Source organism: Flavisolibacter ginsenosidimutans (genome assembly GCF_007970805.1).
Taxonomy (GTDB): domain Bacteria; phylum Bacteroidota; class Bacteroidia; order Chitinophagales; family Chitinophagaceae; genus Flavisolibacter; species Flavisolibacter ginsenosidimutans.
The window spans coordinates 2,686,773-2,701,207 of record NZ_CP042433.1; the positions used below are offsets into that span (position 1 = coordinate 2,686,773).

The following is a 14,435-nucleotide window of genomic DNA, read 5'->3' on the forward strand; positions in this document are numbered from 1 at the left end:
CCGTTTTTCCAGTAATTTTCAAACCATCTCAAGAGGAGTTTGACGATTAATGCGCCGGGTTATTCTGCTAAAAATAAGAAGTATTTTCCCTACCTTCAAAGCAAGCCTCCCTTCATTTTGCTCAACTTACTTTAATGCTATGCTTACGAAACTGCCGCTTGTTTCTTTCCTCGTGTTTGTGTTTTTAAACAGCCAAGGTCAAATTCCGCAAGAGAAAGAGTTGGTGCAAAAAATTTCGTTGGCAAAAAACGATGAAACGCAAATTATAGCCCTTGGCGAACTGGCGGAACTTTATTCGATCTTTCGCGACAACAAAAAAGCCGACAGCGTTTTGGAAAAACAAATGCTGCTGGCCGAAATTTCGCAGAACGACGAATTGATCCTGAAAACGCTTTCGGGCAGCGTAATAGACAACATTGCGGCTTGGTCGAGTAAGGAAACCTTTGACCGCGCCACGGCATTTTTGCAAAAATGTTTGAGTTACGCAAAAGAAAAAAACAACACACACCTTGAAACCATCACTCACCTTAAGTTGGCCAGCCTGTTTCAAAAACGGCAGCTTTACGACCAGGCCATGGAGCAATCCGTACTTGCGTTTAACGTTTTGGACGGAAAGCAAGATTCGTTGAAAGCTGCATTGTACCTTGAACTGGGCGATGCTTTTTCGGGGAAAGGCGATGCCGTAGCAGCGTATAAAAACTACAACAGCGCCTACGATATTGCTTACTCACTGGACAACGTGCCTTTGCAATCGGCAACATGGCATTCGTTTGCAGATTTTTACCTGACACTCGGCGACAGCACGTTGGCCAAAAACGCTTTGCTGGAAAGCCTTCGTTTAAACAAAAAACACAAAAGCCAAGCAGGACTGCTGGCCGACTACATTGACCTTTTCCGCTTAACCGTTGAAATAGATTTTGCCAACAAAGCCTTGCTGCTTGCCAACGAATTAAAATCGCTGAAAGACCAACTGCTTTGCAAACGGTTGTTGTTTTCTTACATCATGGTGGTAGAGAAGAACAGCCAGAAGGCTCTTTCCTACTTGCAACAAAACCCCGACCTGGCCTTGTATCAATCAAACAGGGGTCTGCCTAATTACAACACCGGCGCCATTTATCATTACAGCGGGCAATATGAGGAAGCCGTAAAATATTACCTGCTTGACGAACCGCTGATTCTTTCTTCCTTCGGCCCTTCGGTGCAGCTTTCCTATTTTGGGGAGATGGCCGATTGTTACGATGCGCTGAACGAAACCCAAAAGGCCGTTGTCTATTATGAAAAAGCTTTTGCCCTCAGCAAAGCTGTGGGCAGCCCTGCCAATAATGCTTCTCTCACACAAAAGCTTTCACAACTTTATGCACGGGAAAACGATTACAAAAACGCCTATGCGTTTAGCCAGCTTTACCTCGAGTACAACGAAGCGTTGAAAAAGCAGGCCAAGCAACGCGAGGTAACGTTGCTGGGATTGGAGCGGGAAAAAAAGCAACACGAAAAGGACATACAGGCAGCAGCGGAAGCCTTGACAAAAACAAGAAACCTGCAATACACAGGAATTTCCATGGCCATTGTGTTTTTGTTTGTGGTGCTGATTTTAATGGGCATGTTTCCCGTTTCGAAGGAGACGGTGCGCATGTTGAATTTTGTCACTTTTATTTGCCTTTTTGAATTCATCACGTTACTGATTGACGCATGGCTGCACGATTTAACTCACGGCGAACCGTTGCGCATCTGGCTGGCCAAGATTGTCATCATTGCACTGCTGCTTCCCGTCCATCACACATTAGAGCATCTTGCCGTTAAGTTTCTGTCTTCGCAAAAATTGCAACAAATGCGGCGCAGGATATCGGTGCGCAAATTTTTCCGTCCTTCCAAGAAAACCATCCAAAAGCTGGAAGAAAACCTGGAAGAAGGCACCTTGGTGTAAAAATTTCTGAACGCAACCAAGTCAATCGGACACAAGGTTTCGCTAAAATTAAGCCGCCGGCCACGCTGTCGCCCGCAGTTCCGGTGCAGGCATAGCTTTTGTAAAACTTAGCCGTATGAAAACAATTCTTTTTTACGTGGCCATGATTTGCAGTTTGCTGGCCGCCTGTCAAAACAATTCGTCATCCAGCCCAAAAGAAAGCACCGAGCAACAACAAGAAGAAAAGAAAAACATTTCGAAACGGGATTACAGCATTAACAAAAACAATTCTTATTCGGATCTTTTTTTGGACAGCGCCACGATGGAAAAATACATTGCGGCCAAAAAACTTCCCGATTCGCTGGCCCGCCGTCTGCGCAGCTTTTACAACACCCGGAATTACCAGTTTGCCTGGTTTACGTCAAACGGATTAACCGAACAAGCCCGCGCCTTCTGGAACCTGCACGATTACGTGACCACCTACGACAACGATACATCGCTGCGCGACAAGGCCCTGCAAAAAAAGATGGACGCTTTAACGGCAGAAGAAAAACTAACGGCGTCTGCCTCGGGTGATTTCGTGCAAACGGAACTGACGCTGACCCAGCATTTCATTCGTTACATTTTAAACAACTATGAAAAAGGCTACGTGAAACGTAAAGAAGCGGAGCGCTTTGTTCCGTTTAAAAAACGCGACCCGCTTGAAATGGCTGATTCGCTCTTGAACAAAAAACACAAAGACAACAAATATTTTGAGAACGTAAACGCGCCTTACGCGGCGCTAAAGAAAGAACTCGACCGCTATTACGACATTGTAAAAGCCGGGGGCTGGCCGCAATTGCCTACGGTGAAAGCCCTGAAGAAAGGAAGCCACTCTCCTGAAGTTGCCTTGCTCAAAAAGCGCCTGCGCATATCCGGTGAAATGCCCGGCAGCGACACCTCGCAAGTGTTTAACGATACACTGGAAAATGCCGTAAGAGTTTTTCAAAAACGGTTGGGCTACACGCCTACCGGTACGGTGAATGCGCAACTGATAAAAGATTTGAACGTGCCGGCACAAAAACGCCTCGAACAAATTTTGGTGAACATGGACCGGATGCGGTGGATGCCTACCGAGCCTTCGGGCCAACTGATTGTGGTAAACATTCCTGAATTTGTTTTGCACGTGTACGAAAACAAGAAAAAAGCCTTTGACATGAACGTGGTGGTGGGCAAGGAAGGACACAACACCGTTAGCTTCAGCGGTGATTTAAGCACCATTGTTTTCAGCCCGTACTGGAACGTGCCGCCGAGCATTGTAAAAAAAGAAATTTTGCCCAAGATGGCGTCCAATCCAAACTATTTGGAAAGCCAGAACATGGAGCAAACCGGTATGGAAGACGGCCTGCCAAAAATCCGGCAACTTCCCGGCGACAAAAACTCGTTGGGCCATGTGAAGTTTTTGTTTCCGAACAGCTTCAATATTTATTTTCACGATACACCGGCCAAGAGTTTGTTTAACCAGGACAAGCGGGCTTACAGTCACGGCTGCATTCGGTTGGCCGAGCCCGAGAAAATGGCGGAATATCTTTTGCGCGACAACCCCGAATGGACGCCGGATAAAATTATGACGGCCATGAATCAGGACCATGAGCAGTACGTGAAATTGAAAAAGCCTGTACCGGTTCTCATAACCTATTATACCGCCTGGATTGACGACGACGGGCTGCTCAATTTTCGCGACGACATATATAGCCACGATGCGGATTTGATGGGGAAAATGTTTTTGTAGTTTGGTTGATCGGTTGACTGGTAAGAACACTCCACTTCAAAGACCAACCAACCGATTAACCAGTCAACCGATCAACTAAATTTGCCGCCATGCAAATCACAGAAGTCACCAACGAAAAGGAGACGCGGGAATTTATTCTGACCAACGTTCGGCTAAACAAGGACAATCCAAATTACATCCGTCCACTGGACAAGGACGTTGAAGAAGTATTTAACGAAAAGAAGAACAAAGCTTTCCGTTTCGGAACCGCTAAGCGCTGGCTTTTAAAAAACGATGCAGGCGAAAGCATTGGCCGCATCGCTGTCTTCACCAATAAAAAATACCGCAACAAAGGCGACGATGTGCCCGTAGGCGGCGTTGGTTTTTTTGATTGCATCAACGATCAAAACGCCGCAAATAAATTGTTTGACACAGCCAAGAATTGGCTGCAGCAACAAGGCGTCGAAGCAATGGACGGACCCATAAATTTTGGCGAACGCGACCGCTGGTGGGGCTTGGTGGTGGAAGGTTTTCAGCCGCCGCTTTACGGCATGAATTATAACCCTCCTTACTATCAAAACCTTTTCGAAACCTACGGCTTCCAACCTTTCTTTCACCAGATATGCTTTGGCATGAAGCCGAAAAATAAATTGAGCGGCAAGGTCATTGAACGCCACGCCGTCTATGAAAAAGATCCGCATTTTTCGGTGCGCAACATGGAGAAAAGCAAACTGGAAAAATACGCGGCTGATTTTGCCAAAGTTTATAACGCAGCCTGGGCGGGCCACGGTGGCTTGAAAGAATTGAAGACAGAACAAGTCGTCATCATGTTTAAAAAGATGAAGCCTGTGATGGACGAAAGCATTATTTGGTTTGCATATAAGGATGAAGAGCCAATTGCGATCTTTGTAAATCTTCCGGATTTAAACCAATGGTTCAAACACCTGAACGGAAAGTTTGACCTGCTGCACAAGCTGAAATTTTTATGGGTAAAAGCAACGGTAAAGTGCACAAAGTTTACCGGTATTGTATTTGGCATAGTGCCCGAATTTCAAGGCAAGGGCATTGATTCGTTTGTTGTGGGCGAAGCGCACAAAACCGTTGTTAAAAATCCCTACGACGAATACGAGATGCAGTGGATTGGCGACTTCAACCCAAAGATGCTCAACGTGGCAGAAAGCCTTGGCGATGTCTATCAAAGCCGCAGGCTGACAACATACCGTTATTTGTTCGACAGAACGAAAGAGTTTAAACGGCATCCGGTATTGGCGTAACTGGTTACAATCTCCTTCTTCGTTTTTGATTTTGTATTTCTAGAAAAGAAAACATGAACGTTGCGCGGCACCGAAACGTATGACTGTTGAAGAATACTTGGCAATAGAAGTTCTTGTAGAGAAATTTATCTGCGAAGTCTCCGGCGTGTCAACGCTGACGGAATACAAAAGCACGAAGGATAAATTTTCCATTCATAGCGCCAACTATACAACTACGCTTGCCGAACCTTACAGAGATGTAGTGTTTGGAACGATAAAGAATCCAGCTTAGCGCAAAGCCTCACACACCAAACTGCGCTGGAGATAGACTTATTCGCCGGCAACTCATCCGCCGATATTGCCAATTGCTACTGCTTAACTTTTTTTTAAAACATTTGTCTTCAACATTTGTCCATTCTCTGAAACAAAACCCTAACCATTATTTTTATGAGAAAGATGTTGATGGCAAGCCTCGTTGCTGCCTGCGCCTTCACCGCCTGTAAAAAAGAGCCCGTTAAACCCGCACCGCCAATCGAAACGCATCCGCAGATGCTGTACACCGATTTGCACGATGCCGAAGTAAAATACCTTCAGCCAAAAACAGTGGACGTAAACAACGACGGCGCCGCAGACTTTTCGTTTGGCGTGCTGTTGGTTGGCGATCCGGTTTTGCAACGCGACCGGGTTCAGTTTGGCGTCTCTTCAGGCATTGAACGCAACTTGTTGAACGACGCCAACGATCAATCGCCTAAGCTTCAAAAGATGGAAATCGTTTCAAAAAATCATCCGGGCTATACGTGGTGGCAGATTTCGCACATTGTGCTGGCGGAAAAAATTATTACGGCAACGAATACATCTTGGGACGGCATCTGGAAAAACGCGGCACACAATTATTTGCCCATCCAGGTTGAAAAAGAACAAAAGCTTTATCACGGATGGATTGAACTGTCTTTTAATACCGCCGAAGAAAAACTTGTCTTGCACCGTGCTGCACTCAGCAAGGAAGCGGAAAAAGATGTAAAGGCAGGTTATTAATTTAAAAAGAAGGTTGAACGATTTGCGAAGCAACGCTTGTTCAAAGAGGGACGTTCAATCATTGAAGAAAACGAACCAACCGGGTAAACAATTCCGCTTTTCTTTGCAGCATGGAAATCATACAGGCTTCTTATTTAATCAGCAGCCCTTCGGTAGATAAATGCCCCGCACCCGACCGGCCTGAATATGCATTCATTGGCCGCAGCAACGTGGGCAAATCATCGCTCATCAACATGCTCTGTCAAAAAAAGGAAGTGGCCAAGGTTTCCGCCTCACCCGGCAAAACACAAATGATTAATCACTTCAGCGTAACCGGTTCCGACCGGTATGATTGGTACCTCGTTGACCTGCCCGGTTATGGCTTTGCTAAGGTTGCCCAAAGCCAGCGCAAAAGCTGGCAAAAGATGATTAAAGACTACATTCAAAAGCGGGAAAATCTTGTAAACCTCTTTATATTGGTGGACAGCCGCGTAGAGCCGCAGAAGCTTGATTTGGATTTCATCAACCAATTGGGTGAATGGCAAATTCCGTTCGCCATTGCCTTTACCAAGGCCGACAAAAGCACGCAAAAAGAAACCGCCCGAAATGTGCAAAAGTTTCTGGAAGCCTTAAAAGAAAACTGGGAAGAAGCACCGCCTCATTTTGTAACATCGGCCGTTAAGCATTTGGGCGCAAAGCAAATTCTCCGTTTTATTGCCGAACAAAACAAGGTCTTCGAGCAACACAAAAAGGGACGCACATAAAATTTCTGTTTTATATTGCACCACTTTAACCGCTATGACAAAGAAAGTATTGGAAAGAGGTCTTGTTGCGTTACTGTTTGTAACAGTTCTGGTTGTTTTCTTCTTTGCTGAGCGGGATAGCAAAAAATTAGACCGTCTTTATCCCACCGTTTATCTTCTTAAAAGCAAGCCGGCCGATGTGGCCAGCAAACGTTCTCCCGAAACAATACCGGTAAATTAATGCAGGCGAGGATGGCAAAGTAAAAGACGTCACATTTTCACGTTTATCGTCTCACTTTAGTTCACCATCTTGTTGGCGCAACTGCTGCTGGCAAAGGCTTCGGGCTTGGCTTTAAAGGCAAAGCCCATTCCCAAAATATAGCCCATGGCTTCTTTCAGCGCATCGTTGCTTTTGAAGTTTGGATTGGTGTTGATGTCGGCATGTACTTCCATGTCCACTGCGTATAAAGTAAAAAGATTGCACAGTTCGTATGCAATCTCGATACTCTTGGCGACTTCTACCAGCATCCGCTCTTTGATGGTGTACTGGTGCGTGGTTTTTTCGTTGTGAATGAACATGAAGCCACCGTGGCCTTCGCGCAGAAAGACGATGACAGTAGCAAATTCCGTTTCGGCGCCTTTTACCTGGCTATCGGTACCGATGCAAACTTTTAAACGATACCCCGCTTCTGTTTCGCGTTTGATGGCCGTTTCCACGGCGTTGTAGATGGGGGTTTCAATGGGTTGGCCGTTAAACTTTCTCCAGCGCATAAAAAAGGGTTTCTCCAATTTACGGAGAAACCCCGAAGCGTCAAAAGGGCACGGATTATAAAAATGTAAATAACGCCAAAGACGTGAAACCCGAGAGGGCAAAGGGAAGAGAGGAGCGAACGGAAAACCAAAAGACACTTCGGTTTCACGTTTGACCTCTCCCCTGCCTCACTGTTTGCTGAACTTTTCGGCCCAGCGTTCGGCTCCGTTTTCGAACTGGATTAAGTAAATGCCGTTGGAAGAAAGCGCAGGCGAAATCACGTTCAACCCTTGGGTTACACTCCCTTTGGCCACCGCACGGCCCGCCACGTCGAATACGGCGTAGGTATAAGCCGAAGGGCTGCTCACCGTCAGCGTGCCGCTCGTCACGTTGCCCACCAGCGAAGGCTTGCCAAGGGCGTCGCTGCCCCGCAAGGCCACGGTATTGGAATAATATACTCTTCCGTTGTCGAAAAGAACTTTTACACGGTAGTAAAAAAGACCCGTGGCAGAAGGCCTGTACGTGTACGTCCTTTGACTCGCTTCAATTGAGGCGAGCGATTGCAACCCTTTTGCGTCTGTTGCTACTTCTATTGTTTGACTTATCACTTTTTCATCGGCCACAATCTCCCAGTCCAGTTTGTGCTGCCCTTTTTCGGTAGCCGCCTTTAATTGCAGTTTGTGTACAGGCAGTGGACTGTTTCCCGACAACGTTGCGTTGAGCGTGTAGGAACCGAGGCTTGCATATCCCGGCGCATAAATATTTCCCTTGCCTTGAACGAGCAGGTAGTAGGCACCGGTGGACAGTGTTGTATCTATTTGCGTATTCAGCGTTGCGGGGTCGTTGTAAACACCCAAAACATTTCCCATGTTGTCCGCCAGCGACACTTCGAGGTCAAGGTCTGCACCTACGTTTCCTGTAGCGATGGAATACGGCGATGCATCAAGCGTAAAGCGTCCCGGTGTGCTTACCGTAAACTTCACGGCGTCCACATCTCCCGGTTGCTCAATGATGCCTTGCATTGAAAAAGCATTGGCTGTAAACGTGGCCGTTGCGGCCATTGCCGTTGTGTTCCCGAAATCATCGGTGCGGTAGCTGATGCCGTTGTCGTTGCCTAAAATAATGGAGAGATCGTCCTGAATGTCGTTGCAACCAAAGGGATTGGAACCGTAATGCCAGAGGGTCATGTTTTCGTAATAGCTGTTGCCCATGATGGGCGCCCAGCCAATTTCGCCGCTGCCTCTTCCAATGTTGTATTCCGAGAGTTTGTTGCATTGCGCATCGTAAGCCGATTGATGGCGCAGGCCAAGCGTATGGCCTATTTCGTGAGAAGCTGCTTCGGCAATGTATTTAAGATTGTTGTTCAACAATGCTGTAAAAACAAAGCACGGCGAATTGTCGCCCCATGTAAACGAATTGATGTAGGACACGCCACCCGCTGAACCATACCAGGAAGAAGAGGTAGTAAGCACAACCCGCATCCGGTGTGTGGCCGGTGCTGCCCAGTATTTGGTTGAATCGGTCGTGATGTTGAGTGTAAAGGGACGATAATCTTCGGCTACGCGGTTAAAGATAGTGGTGATCTGTGCGGCGTCAAATCCAGCAGGATCGCACACGATCGGGCCGCTACCGTTCCAGCTTGTGCCTTCTACCACGTGTCCGTCAAAATCAAGGAACACGACGTTTGACGACGAAGGATAACTTTCCAGCAACGGTACCTGAGCGGAAGCAAAAAGAGAAAAAGAGAAAAAGGAAAAAAGAAAAAAGGGTAAGCGAAAGGCTTTCATGCGTGACAAGGATTTGGATTTTGTAAGAAGAACAACAACGAAACGTTTACTCATTCACCAGGTCGTAGTAACCTTTTTTGCGAAGCACATAGCCCGTGCCTTCCTTTGTAATTTCAAGAGCATCACCGGCGGTTTTGCCCATCATGCGGCCTTTGTAAGAAAAGCTGCCGTCGGCGTTTTTAATGCGGGTGAACGTGAAGGTTGCGTTTTGGCGGCCGGCACTTCTGATCACAATGCTTTGCACGGTAAGGTCGCTTGGGCTGGACTTGCTTACAACTGTCCCCACCAACGGAAAACCGTTTGCCACAGCGGCGTTTACTTGCGTACCTACAGGCAGGTTAAGTAAGGCTTCCGCATCGGCAATGCGAAGCGAAAGTTTCTCGGGTAAATCGGCAAAGACTTTTGGCTTGTTGTAATTGGGTTCGTTAATCGGTGGCTTGGAGGTTTGTGCCGTGGCATGAAGACAGGCGGCGGTAAGCAACAGGGCAAGGGCTCCGGTTTTTAGGAGTTTCATAAGGATGAATGTTTAGGATTTTACATTCCCCAACGGTTGTTCACCGTTGTCGGATTTCTCGCGCAAGAAAGAAAAAAGACCCTTACTATCCAAGCAAGTTTTGCACTTTTTAAAAAATCGGGAACAAGTACGCCGGCCAATCTCGGAGATGTACGAAGAAGCTTTCCGATGAATGGCTTGCCCTACGGCTTGTAAAATAATTTGAAGGACCGCAAGCCGGTAAAAATTTACCCGGAGAGGGCACAGAGTGAAACATCGCAAAAAAGCACCACGCATTTCCTCTGTGTTCTCTGTGGTTAAAAAGTTGAATGAAGTTCTGAATGCACAAGTGTGCGACGCAAGAGGCGATGAACAGAGTTACAAAAGCTGGTTACATAAAAAACCGGATAAAAGCTTCCGGTCGAAAGGAATTAATATTGCCCTGTACCCAACATTACCAGCGTGCAGGCTTCCATTGTTTGGATGCCGTGTTCTTTCGCCAGTTTTTCCAACTCTTCGTTTTCGGTGCCGGGATTGAAGATGATGCGTTTGGGTTTGAGACTTAAAATATAATCGTAGTATTCAACCTGGTTGCGCGGGTTCAGATAAAGCGTTACCGTGTCAACGCCTTCTTCTGGAACGTGTTCTTTGTGAATGGGAATGCCGTTCACGGCAGTTTCTTTCCGGCCTACGGCCACGATCGGATGTTGATGCGCCTTGAGCCGGTTAAGCGCCAGATAACTGTACCGTGCGGGATTGTCCGATGCGCCAAGCACTACGGTTTTCTTTGCTGCCATAATCAATCTTTTCAAAGCAATGAAAGTACAAAGGCTGTGCCTTAAAACGGTTTGCCGTGTGTGAGTTTGATAACGGGCTTTGTCAAAAAAGGAAAGGCTTTGAACGTGCCGACAAAAAAATTACTCAACCGTTTCCCGCCAAAAAAAGATTGAATGAAGCGGCCGGCTTTTAAACGCGATGCAAAGGCTTTGTTCCATTGCTTTTTATAGGCTTCTTCCATTTCGCTTTGCGAAAATTTTCCCTGGAGAAAAGCATCAATCAACGCAGCCGCAAGTTTTGCGGTGTGCAAAGCGATGCTCATGCCGTTGCCGCAAAGCGGCGTGATCATGCCAGCCGCATCGCCCAGCATAAGTATGCCGTCTTGTACTTTTTCTTTCGCGCCGAAATTGATTTGCGAAATGGTAACTGGAAAATCTTTCATTACCTCACTTTGCGAAAAAATTTTTTTGAGGTGCGGATTTTGGGCCAAGATATTTTCCTGCAAGGCTTCAATGCTGTTGTCGCAGGCTTTTAAATTTTCGGCCTTTGTCATGTAGCAAAGACAATATTCGTTTCCCTCAATTTTTGAAATACCGCAGTAGCCGTTTTCAAAATTGTGCAGGCCAATGACGTTGTCTTTCCAATCTGTTTTGACGTGGTATTTTATACCAATGTAATTGTTCAACCGCGAACTTGTTTGCCGTAAAAACGGACGCTTCCATTTCACATCAAGGTTGTTTCGCTTGCCGTAAGCAGCACAACATACTTTCGTTTTTATTGCATTGCCCGGAAAAGAAATGACGAACAAATCATCTTGTTTTTTTGCGTCATCTACTTTTGTTTTTTGCAAAATTGTTACACCGCTTTTTGCGGCAATATCAGCCAGGCTTTTGTCCAACAAATAACGGCTGATGCCAAAGCCGCCAAGCGGAAGTTTTGTGAACAGTTCTTTGCCGTTTGGCGCTGTTAATTGCAAGGTATCAATCAACGGCAAGCTCATTTTGTGTAAGGGCAATCCAAGCGACTCCAAAAAAGCCCAGCTTTCCAAACTCACATACTCGCCGCAAACTTTTTGAAAAGGATATTCTTCTTTTTCAAACAGCACAACGCTGTAAGCTTTCTTTGCCAATTGAATGGCCGTTGCAAGACCGGCCAATCCGCCGCCCACGATGGCTATGTCGTAATCAGTCTTCACCATTGTGCACGTAAGTTACTAACCAGCGAAAAGCCCATCGCCATTTGCAAGTGTAGTTTTCAATTTGGGCCAAACGAAACAATCGCTTCCAGTCTTCTTTTTTAAAACCACGTTGCACCGATAGCGGCGCGTCGTTCTTCACCAAATAACTTTTTGAAAAAAGGCCTGTAAGTATTTTGATAGAATAGTACGCTAACGGATGCCGGTGCAAATCATTGATAAAAAAACCAAGCGAAGAACTTTCGTTCATCCACTGCAATTGGGCCACCAGTTCTTCGTCGGTAAAATGATGACAAAAAAGTGAAGAGAAAATCACATCGGGTTTTGCGGGGAACCGTGTCAACTTGTAATCTGAATGAATGAATTCGATACCGGTATTTCGCGGTTGTGCTTTTGCGTAAGCAATGCACTCTTCGTTGATGTCGACGCCAAGCAATTGCACGGGGAGTTTGATGTGCGCCGCCCACGTCTTAATAGCCCGTAAATTATCGCCGCCGCCACAACCAATTTCAACGATGCTTAGTTGTTTATTAAACACCGGCGCTTGTTGAATAAGGGCAACAATGCCGTCTAATGTTATGTCATGACCACCCAAATGCCGGTTGATGAAATTGAGCTCCTGCATATTCCGTTTAATGTCTTCAAACGGAACGTCATTCCTGTCAAGCAGTTCTTTTTTGTAGGAGCGTTGTTGAAAGGAAGGCATGAAGGGTTTGTGGTTATCGTGTTGTTGTAAATGCATTTCCGATTCAGTTTGCCAAAAATGTAGCCTTCTTCAATCTGCTACACCAACCATAAACCACCAACTACAAACGAAATTATGCATGCGCCATAAACGTTTCCACAGTCAATCCCGGCCCAAAGGCGGCGCCGAACAATTTTTTTACCGCGGTTTTCTGTTGCAATATTTTCTTCAACACAAATAAGATGGAAGCTGACGAAAGATTGCCCACTTCGTTCAGCACTTCGTACGAGGCCGCAAGTTCACCGTTTTTAAACGAGAGGGTTTTGTGAATGGCCTCAAGAATTTTTTTGCCGCCGGGATGAACGCACCAGTGCGAAACGTCATCTTTCACCGCGTTGTTAGTGCTCAAGGCCCGCTGCACAATCACCGCAAAATCTTCTTCAATCAGTTCGGGAACGTAACCGCTCAAGGTCATTAAAAAACCCGTTGATGAAAGTTCCCATGCCATGTCGCGTTTGCCCTTCCTTATGATCTCACTGTAAAAAGCATCGAGGAACAAACCTTCTGCCTTTGCTTCATCGTTCATCAACAAAACAGCCGCCGCACCATCAGCAAACAAGAGTGAAGACATCATGTTGTCCATCGTGGCTTCACGCTGAAAATGCAGGGTGCACAACTCGGTACATACAATCAAAACCTGCGCACCTTTATCGTTTCTGCAAAGTGCGTCGGCAATTTTCAAGGCGTGAGTGGCCGCATAGCATCCCATGAAATTAACCGAGGTGCGAAAAATAGTTTTCGGCAAGTCCATTAACTCCATGATCTGCAAATCAAGTCCCGGTGCGCTCATGCCCGTGCAGCTAACGGTAATCAGGTGTGTAATATTTTGCGGAAGATGTTTGTGCGAAAGACAATCGCGAATGGCATCAATAGAAAGCAATGGCGCCTGTTTGTTGTAAACCGCCATGCGTTGTTCAAGCGAAGGAAAAGGCTCAAGGTTTTCCGTGGGGGGATAAAACTTCCATTCAGCCATTGGTTTGCCGTAATCGGGCAGCACCGAATAACGTTGCGCAATGCCCGACTGGTTGTACATGAAACGCAGCTTGCGGGCGTCGGCGGGCGGCAGGGCATACACTTGCTGCATGAAGGAAAGAATGTCCGTTTGCTTGTGGCAATAAGCCGGAAGCGCTGTGCCGATGGAAACAATTTTGCTCAATGGTTTAGAATGATCAGGGTGATGAAATAAGCCGCAGTGCAAAGGGTGGAAAGGAGGTTCATGCGCAAGCTGTTTTTAAAATTGGCAGTGCTTCCGTCTTTCCAAACCCTGTTCATCCAATACAGAAAAAATAAGACCACGGGTAAGAGATAAAACAAAAACAAAGTAAAATGGTTTAACCGGCCTTTCTCCTTAAACAAAAAATACATTAGCAGCGAGGCGAGCAAAAAAAGCGTCATGCTAAAAACAAACGTGCCTCTTTTACCCAACAGACAACTGATGGTGGTTACGCCATCTTTTTTGTCTTCTTCGTGCTGGTAGATTTGCGTAAGCGGGTACAAAGCGCCAATTAATAAACTCGACAACAACAGCGGTATCCATCCCGGATTTTTTTCGCCTTGCGCATTGACCGCTTCGTACGAGATGAAAAAAACAAGCGCACCCTGAAAAATAAAAACGGTTAAAAAACCGATGACCGGATATTTTTTTAGCCGGATGCCGCGGTAACTGTAAGCTCTCGAAGCCAGAATGTAAAGCAGCACGCCGCCCGCAAAAAGAGGAGAAATACAAAGCGAAAGCATCACCGCCAAAACATCCATTGCCACCGTTGCGTAAAACAATTGCTTTGTGGGTTGCAACGGCGAAGCGAGGCCGCCGATGGGCGTTTCGTCGCGGTCCATGTAAGAATTGTAACCGTTGCTTGCGGGATAAACCAACAGGTGCAGGATGATAAAAGAGAGAACCGCATTGCGCCAATTAATTTCATTGGCCTGGCTCAACGCAAACAAATAAACCGGTAGGAGGAAAAGCGAGAAATGAAAGCGGAGGAGTTGTATGGTGGAGCGGCGGAGCATTTCGAAGTTAATAG

At 46.3% G+C, this 14,435-nt stretch carries 15 protein-coding genes; 7 read left to right on the forward strand and 8 right to left on the reverse strand.

The annotated features are described in order from the left end of the window. The first annotated feature begins 139 nt into the window (after positions 1–139). From FSB75_RS10935 to FSB75_RS10965, 7 genes are all read left to right on the forward strand, one after another. Positions 140–1,924: a YfgM family protein gene (locus tag FSB75_RS10935; protein WP_172623119.1), complete on the forward strand. Its 1,785-nt coding sequence runs from the start codon at positions 140–142 to the stop codon at positions 1,922–1,924. A gap of 115 nt (positions 1,925–2,039) precedes the next feature. Then, positions 2,040–3,674, forward strand: coding sequence for a L,D-transpeptidase family protein (locus tag FSB75_RS10940; protein WP_146786993.1), 1,635 nt, complete (start codon positions 2,040–2,042; stop codon positions 3,672–3,674). An 89-nt stretch (positions 3,675–3,763) separates the two neighbouring features. Further along, positions 3,764–4,927, forward strand: coding sequence for a hypothetical protein (locus FSB75_RS10945; RefSeq protein WP_146786996.1), 1,164 nt, complete (start codon positions 3,764–3,766; stop codon positions 4,925–4,927). A 79-nt stretch (positions 4,928–5,006) separates the two neighbouring features. Then, positions 5,007–5,198, forward strand: coding sequence for a hypothetical protein (locus tag FSB75_RS10950; protein WP_146786999.1), 192 nt, complete (start codon positions 5,007–5,009; stop codon positions 5,196–5,198). 155 nt (positions 5,199–5,353) lie between these two features. Next, entirely contained in the window at positions 5,354–5,941 is a 588-nt protein-coding gene (locus tag FSB75_RS10955; RefSeq protein WP_146787002.1) for a hypothetical protein, read from the forward strand. Positions 5,942–6,051: 110 nt separating this feature from the next. Then, the gene (gene yihA, locus FSB75_RS10960; protein WP_146787005.1) at positions 6,052–6,684 is read left to right on the forward strand and encodes a ribosome biogenesis GTP-binding protein YihA/YsxC; all 633 of its coding nucleotides are present in this window, start codon (positions 6,052–6,054) and stop codon (positions 6,682–6,684) included. Positions 6,685–6,718: 34 nt separating this feature from the next. Further along, positions 6,719–6,904 carry a hypothetical protein gene (locus tag FSB75_RS10965; RefSeq protein ID WP_146787008.1) on the forward strand — a complete coding sequence of 62 codons (186 nt, stop codon included), beginning with the start codon at positions 6,719–6,721 and terminating at the stop codon, positions 6,902–6,904. Positions 6,905–6,960: 56 nt separating this feature from the next. Here the strand turns inward: FSB75_RS10965 and FSB75_RS10970 are convergent, their stop codons facing one another. The 8 genes from FSB75_RS10970 to FSB75_RS11005 all read right to left on the reverse strand — a co-directional run bounded on the left by FSB75_RS10970 (position 6,961) and on the right by FSB75_RS11005 (position 14,421). After that, positions 6,961–7,434 (reverse strand): ribonuclease H-like YkuK family protein, encoded by a 474-nt coding sequence (locus FSB75_RS10970; protein ID WP_146787011.1) that lies wholly within the window; start codon positions 7,432–7,434, stop codon positions 6,961–6,963. Between the two features lie 168 nt (positions 7,435–7,602). Next, entirely contained in the window at positions 7,603–9,201 is a 1,599-nt protein-coding gene (locus tag FSB75_RS10975) for a T9SS type A sorting domain-containing protein (protein ID WP_172623120.1), read from the reverse strand. Positions 9,202–9,247: 46 nt separating this feature from the next. Further along, positions 9,248–9,715: a hypothetical protein gene (locus FSB75_RS10980; RefSeq protein WP_146787017.1), complete on the reverse strand. Its 468-nt coding sequence runs from the start codon at positions 9,713–9,715 to the stop codon at positions 9,248–9,250. Positions 9,716–10,125: 410 nt separating this feature from the next. Then, positions 10,126–10,491 carry a CoA-binding protein gene (locus FSB75_RS10985; RefSeq protein WP_146787020.1) on the reverse strand — a complete coding sequence of 122 codons (366 nt, stop codon included), beginning with the start codon at positions 10,489–10,491 and terminating at the stop codon, positions 10,126–10,128. A gap of 41 nt (positions 10,492–10,532) precedes the next feature. Then, positions 10,533–11,669: an NAD(P)/FAD-dependent oxidoreductase gene (locus FSB75_RS10990; RefSeq protein WP_146787024.1), complete on the reverse strand. Its 1,137-nt coding sequence runs from the start codon at positions 11,667–11,669 to the stop codon at positions 10,533–10,535. Then, positions 11,656–12,408: a methyltransferase domain-containing protein gene (locus FSB75_RS10995; RefSeq protein WP_227990559.1), complete on the reverse strand. Its 753-nt coding sequence runs from the start codon at positions 12,406–12,408 to the stop codon at positions 11,656–11,658. The genes FSB75_RS10990 and FSB75_RS10995 overlap by 14 nt, the downstream gene beginning before the upstream one ends. Positions 12,409–12,484: 76 nt before the next feature. Continuing rightward, positions 12,485–13,567 (reverse strand): type III polyketide synthase, encoded by a 1,083-nt coding sequence (locus tag FSB75_RS11000; protein WP_146787027.1) that lies wholly within the window; start codon positions 13,565–13,567, stop codon positions 12,485–12,487. Beyond that, positions 13,564–14,421, reverse strand: coding sequence for a UbiA family prenyltransferase (locus FSB75_RS11005; RefSeq protein WP_146787030.1), 858 nt, complete (start codon positions 14,419–14,421; stop codon positions 13,564–13,566). Before FSB75_RS11005 ends, FSB75_RS11000 begins: the two co-directional genes overlap by 4 nt. Positions 14,422–14,435: the final 14 nt, after the last annotated feature.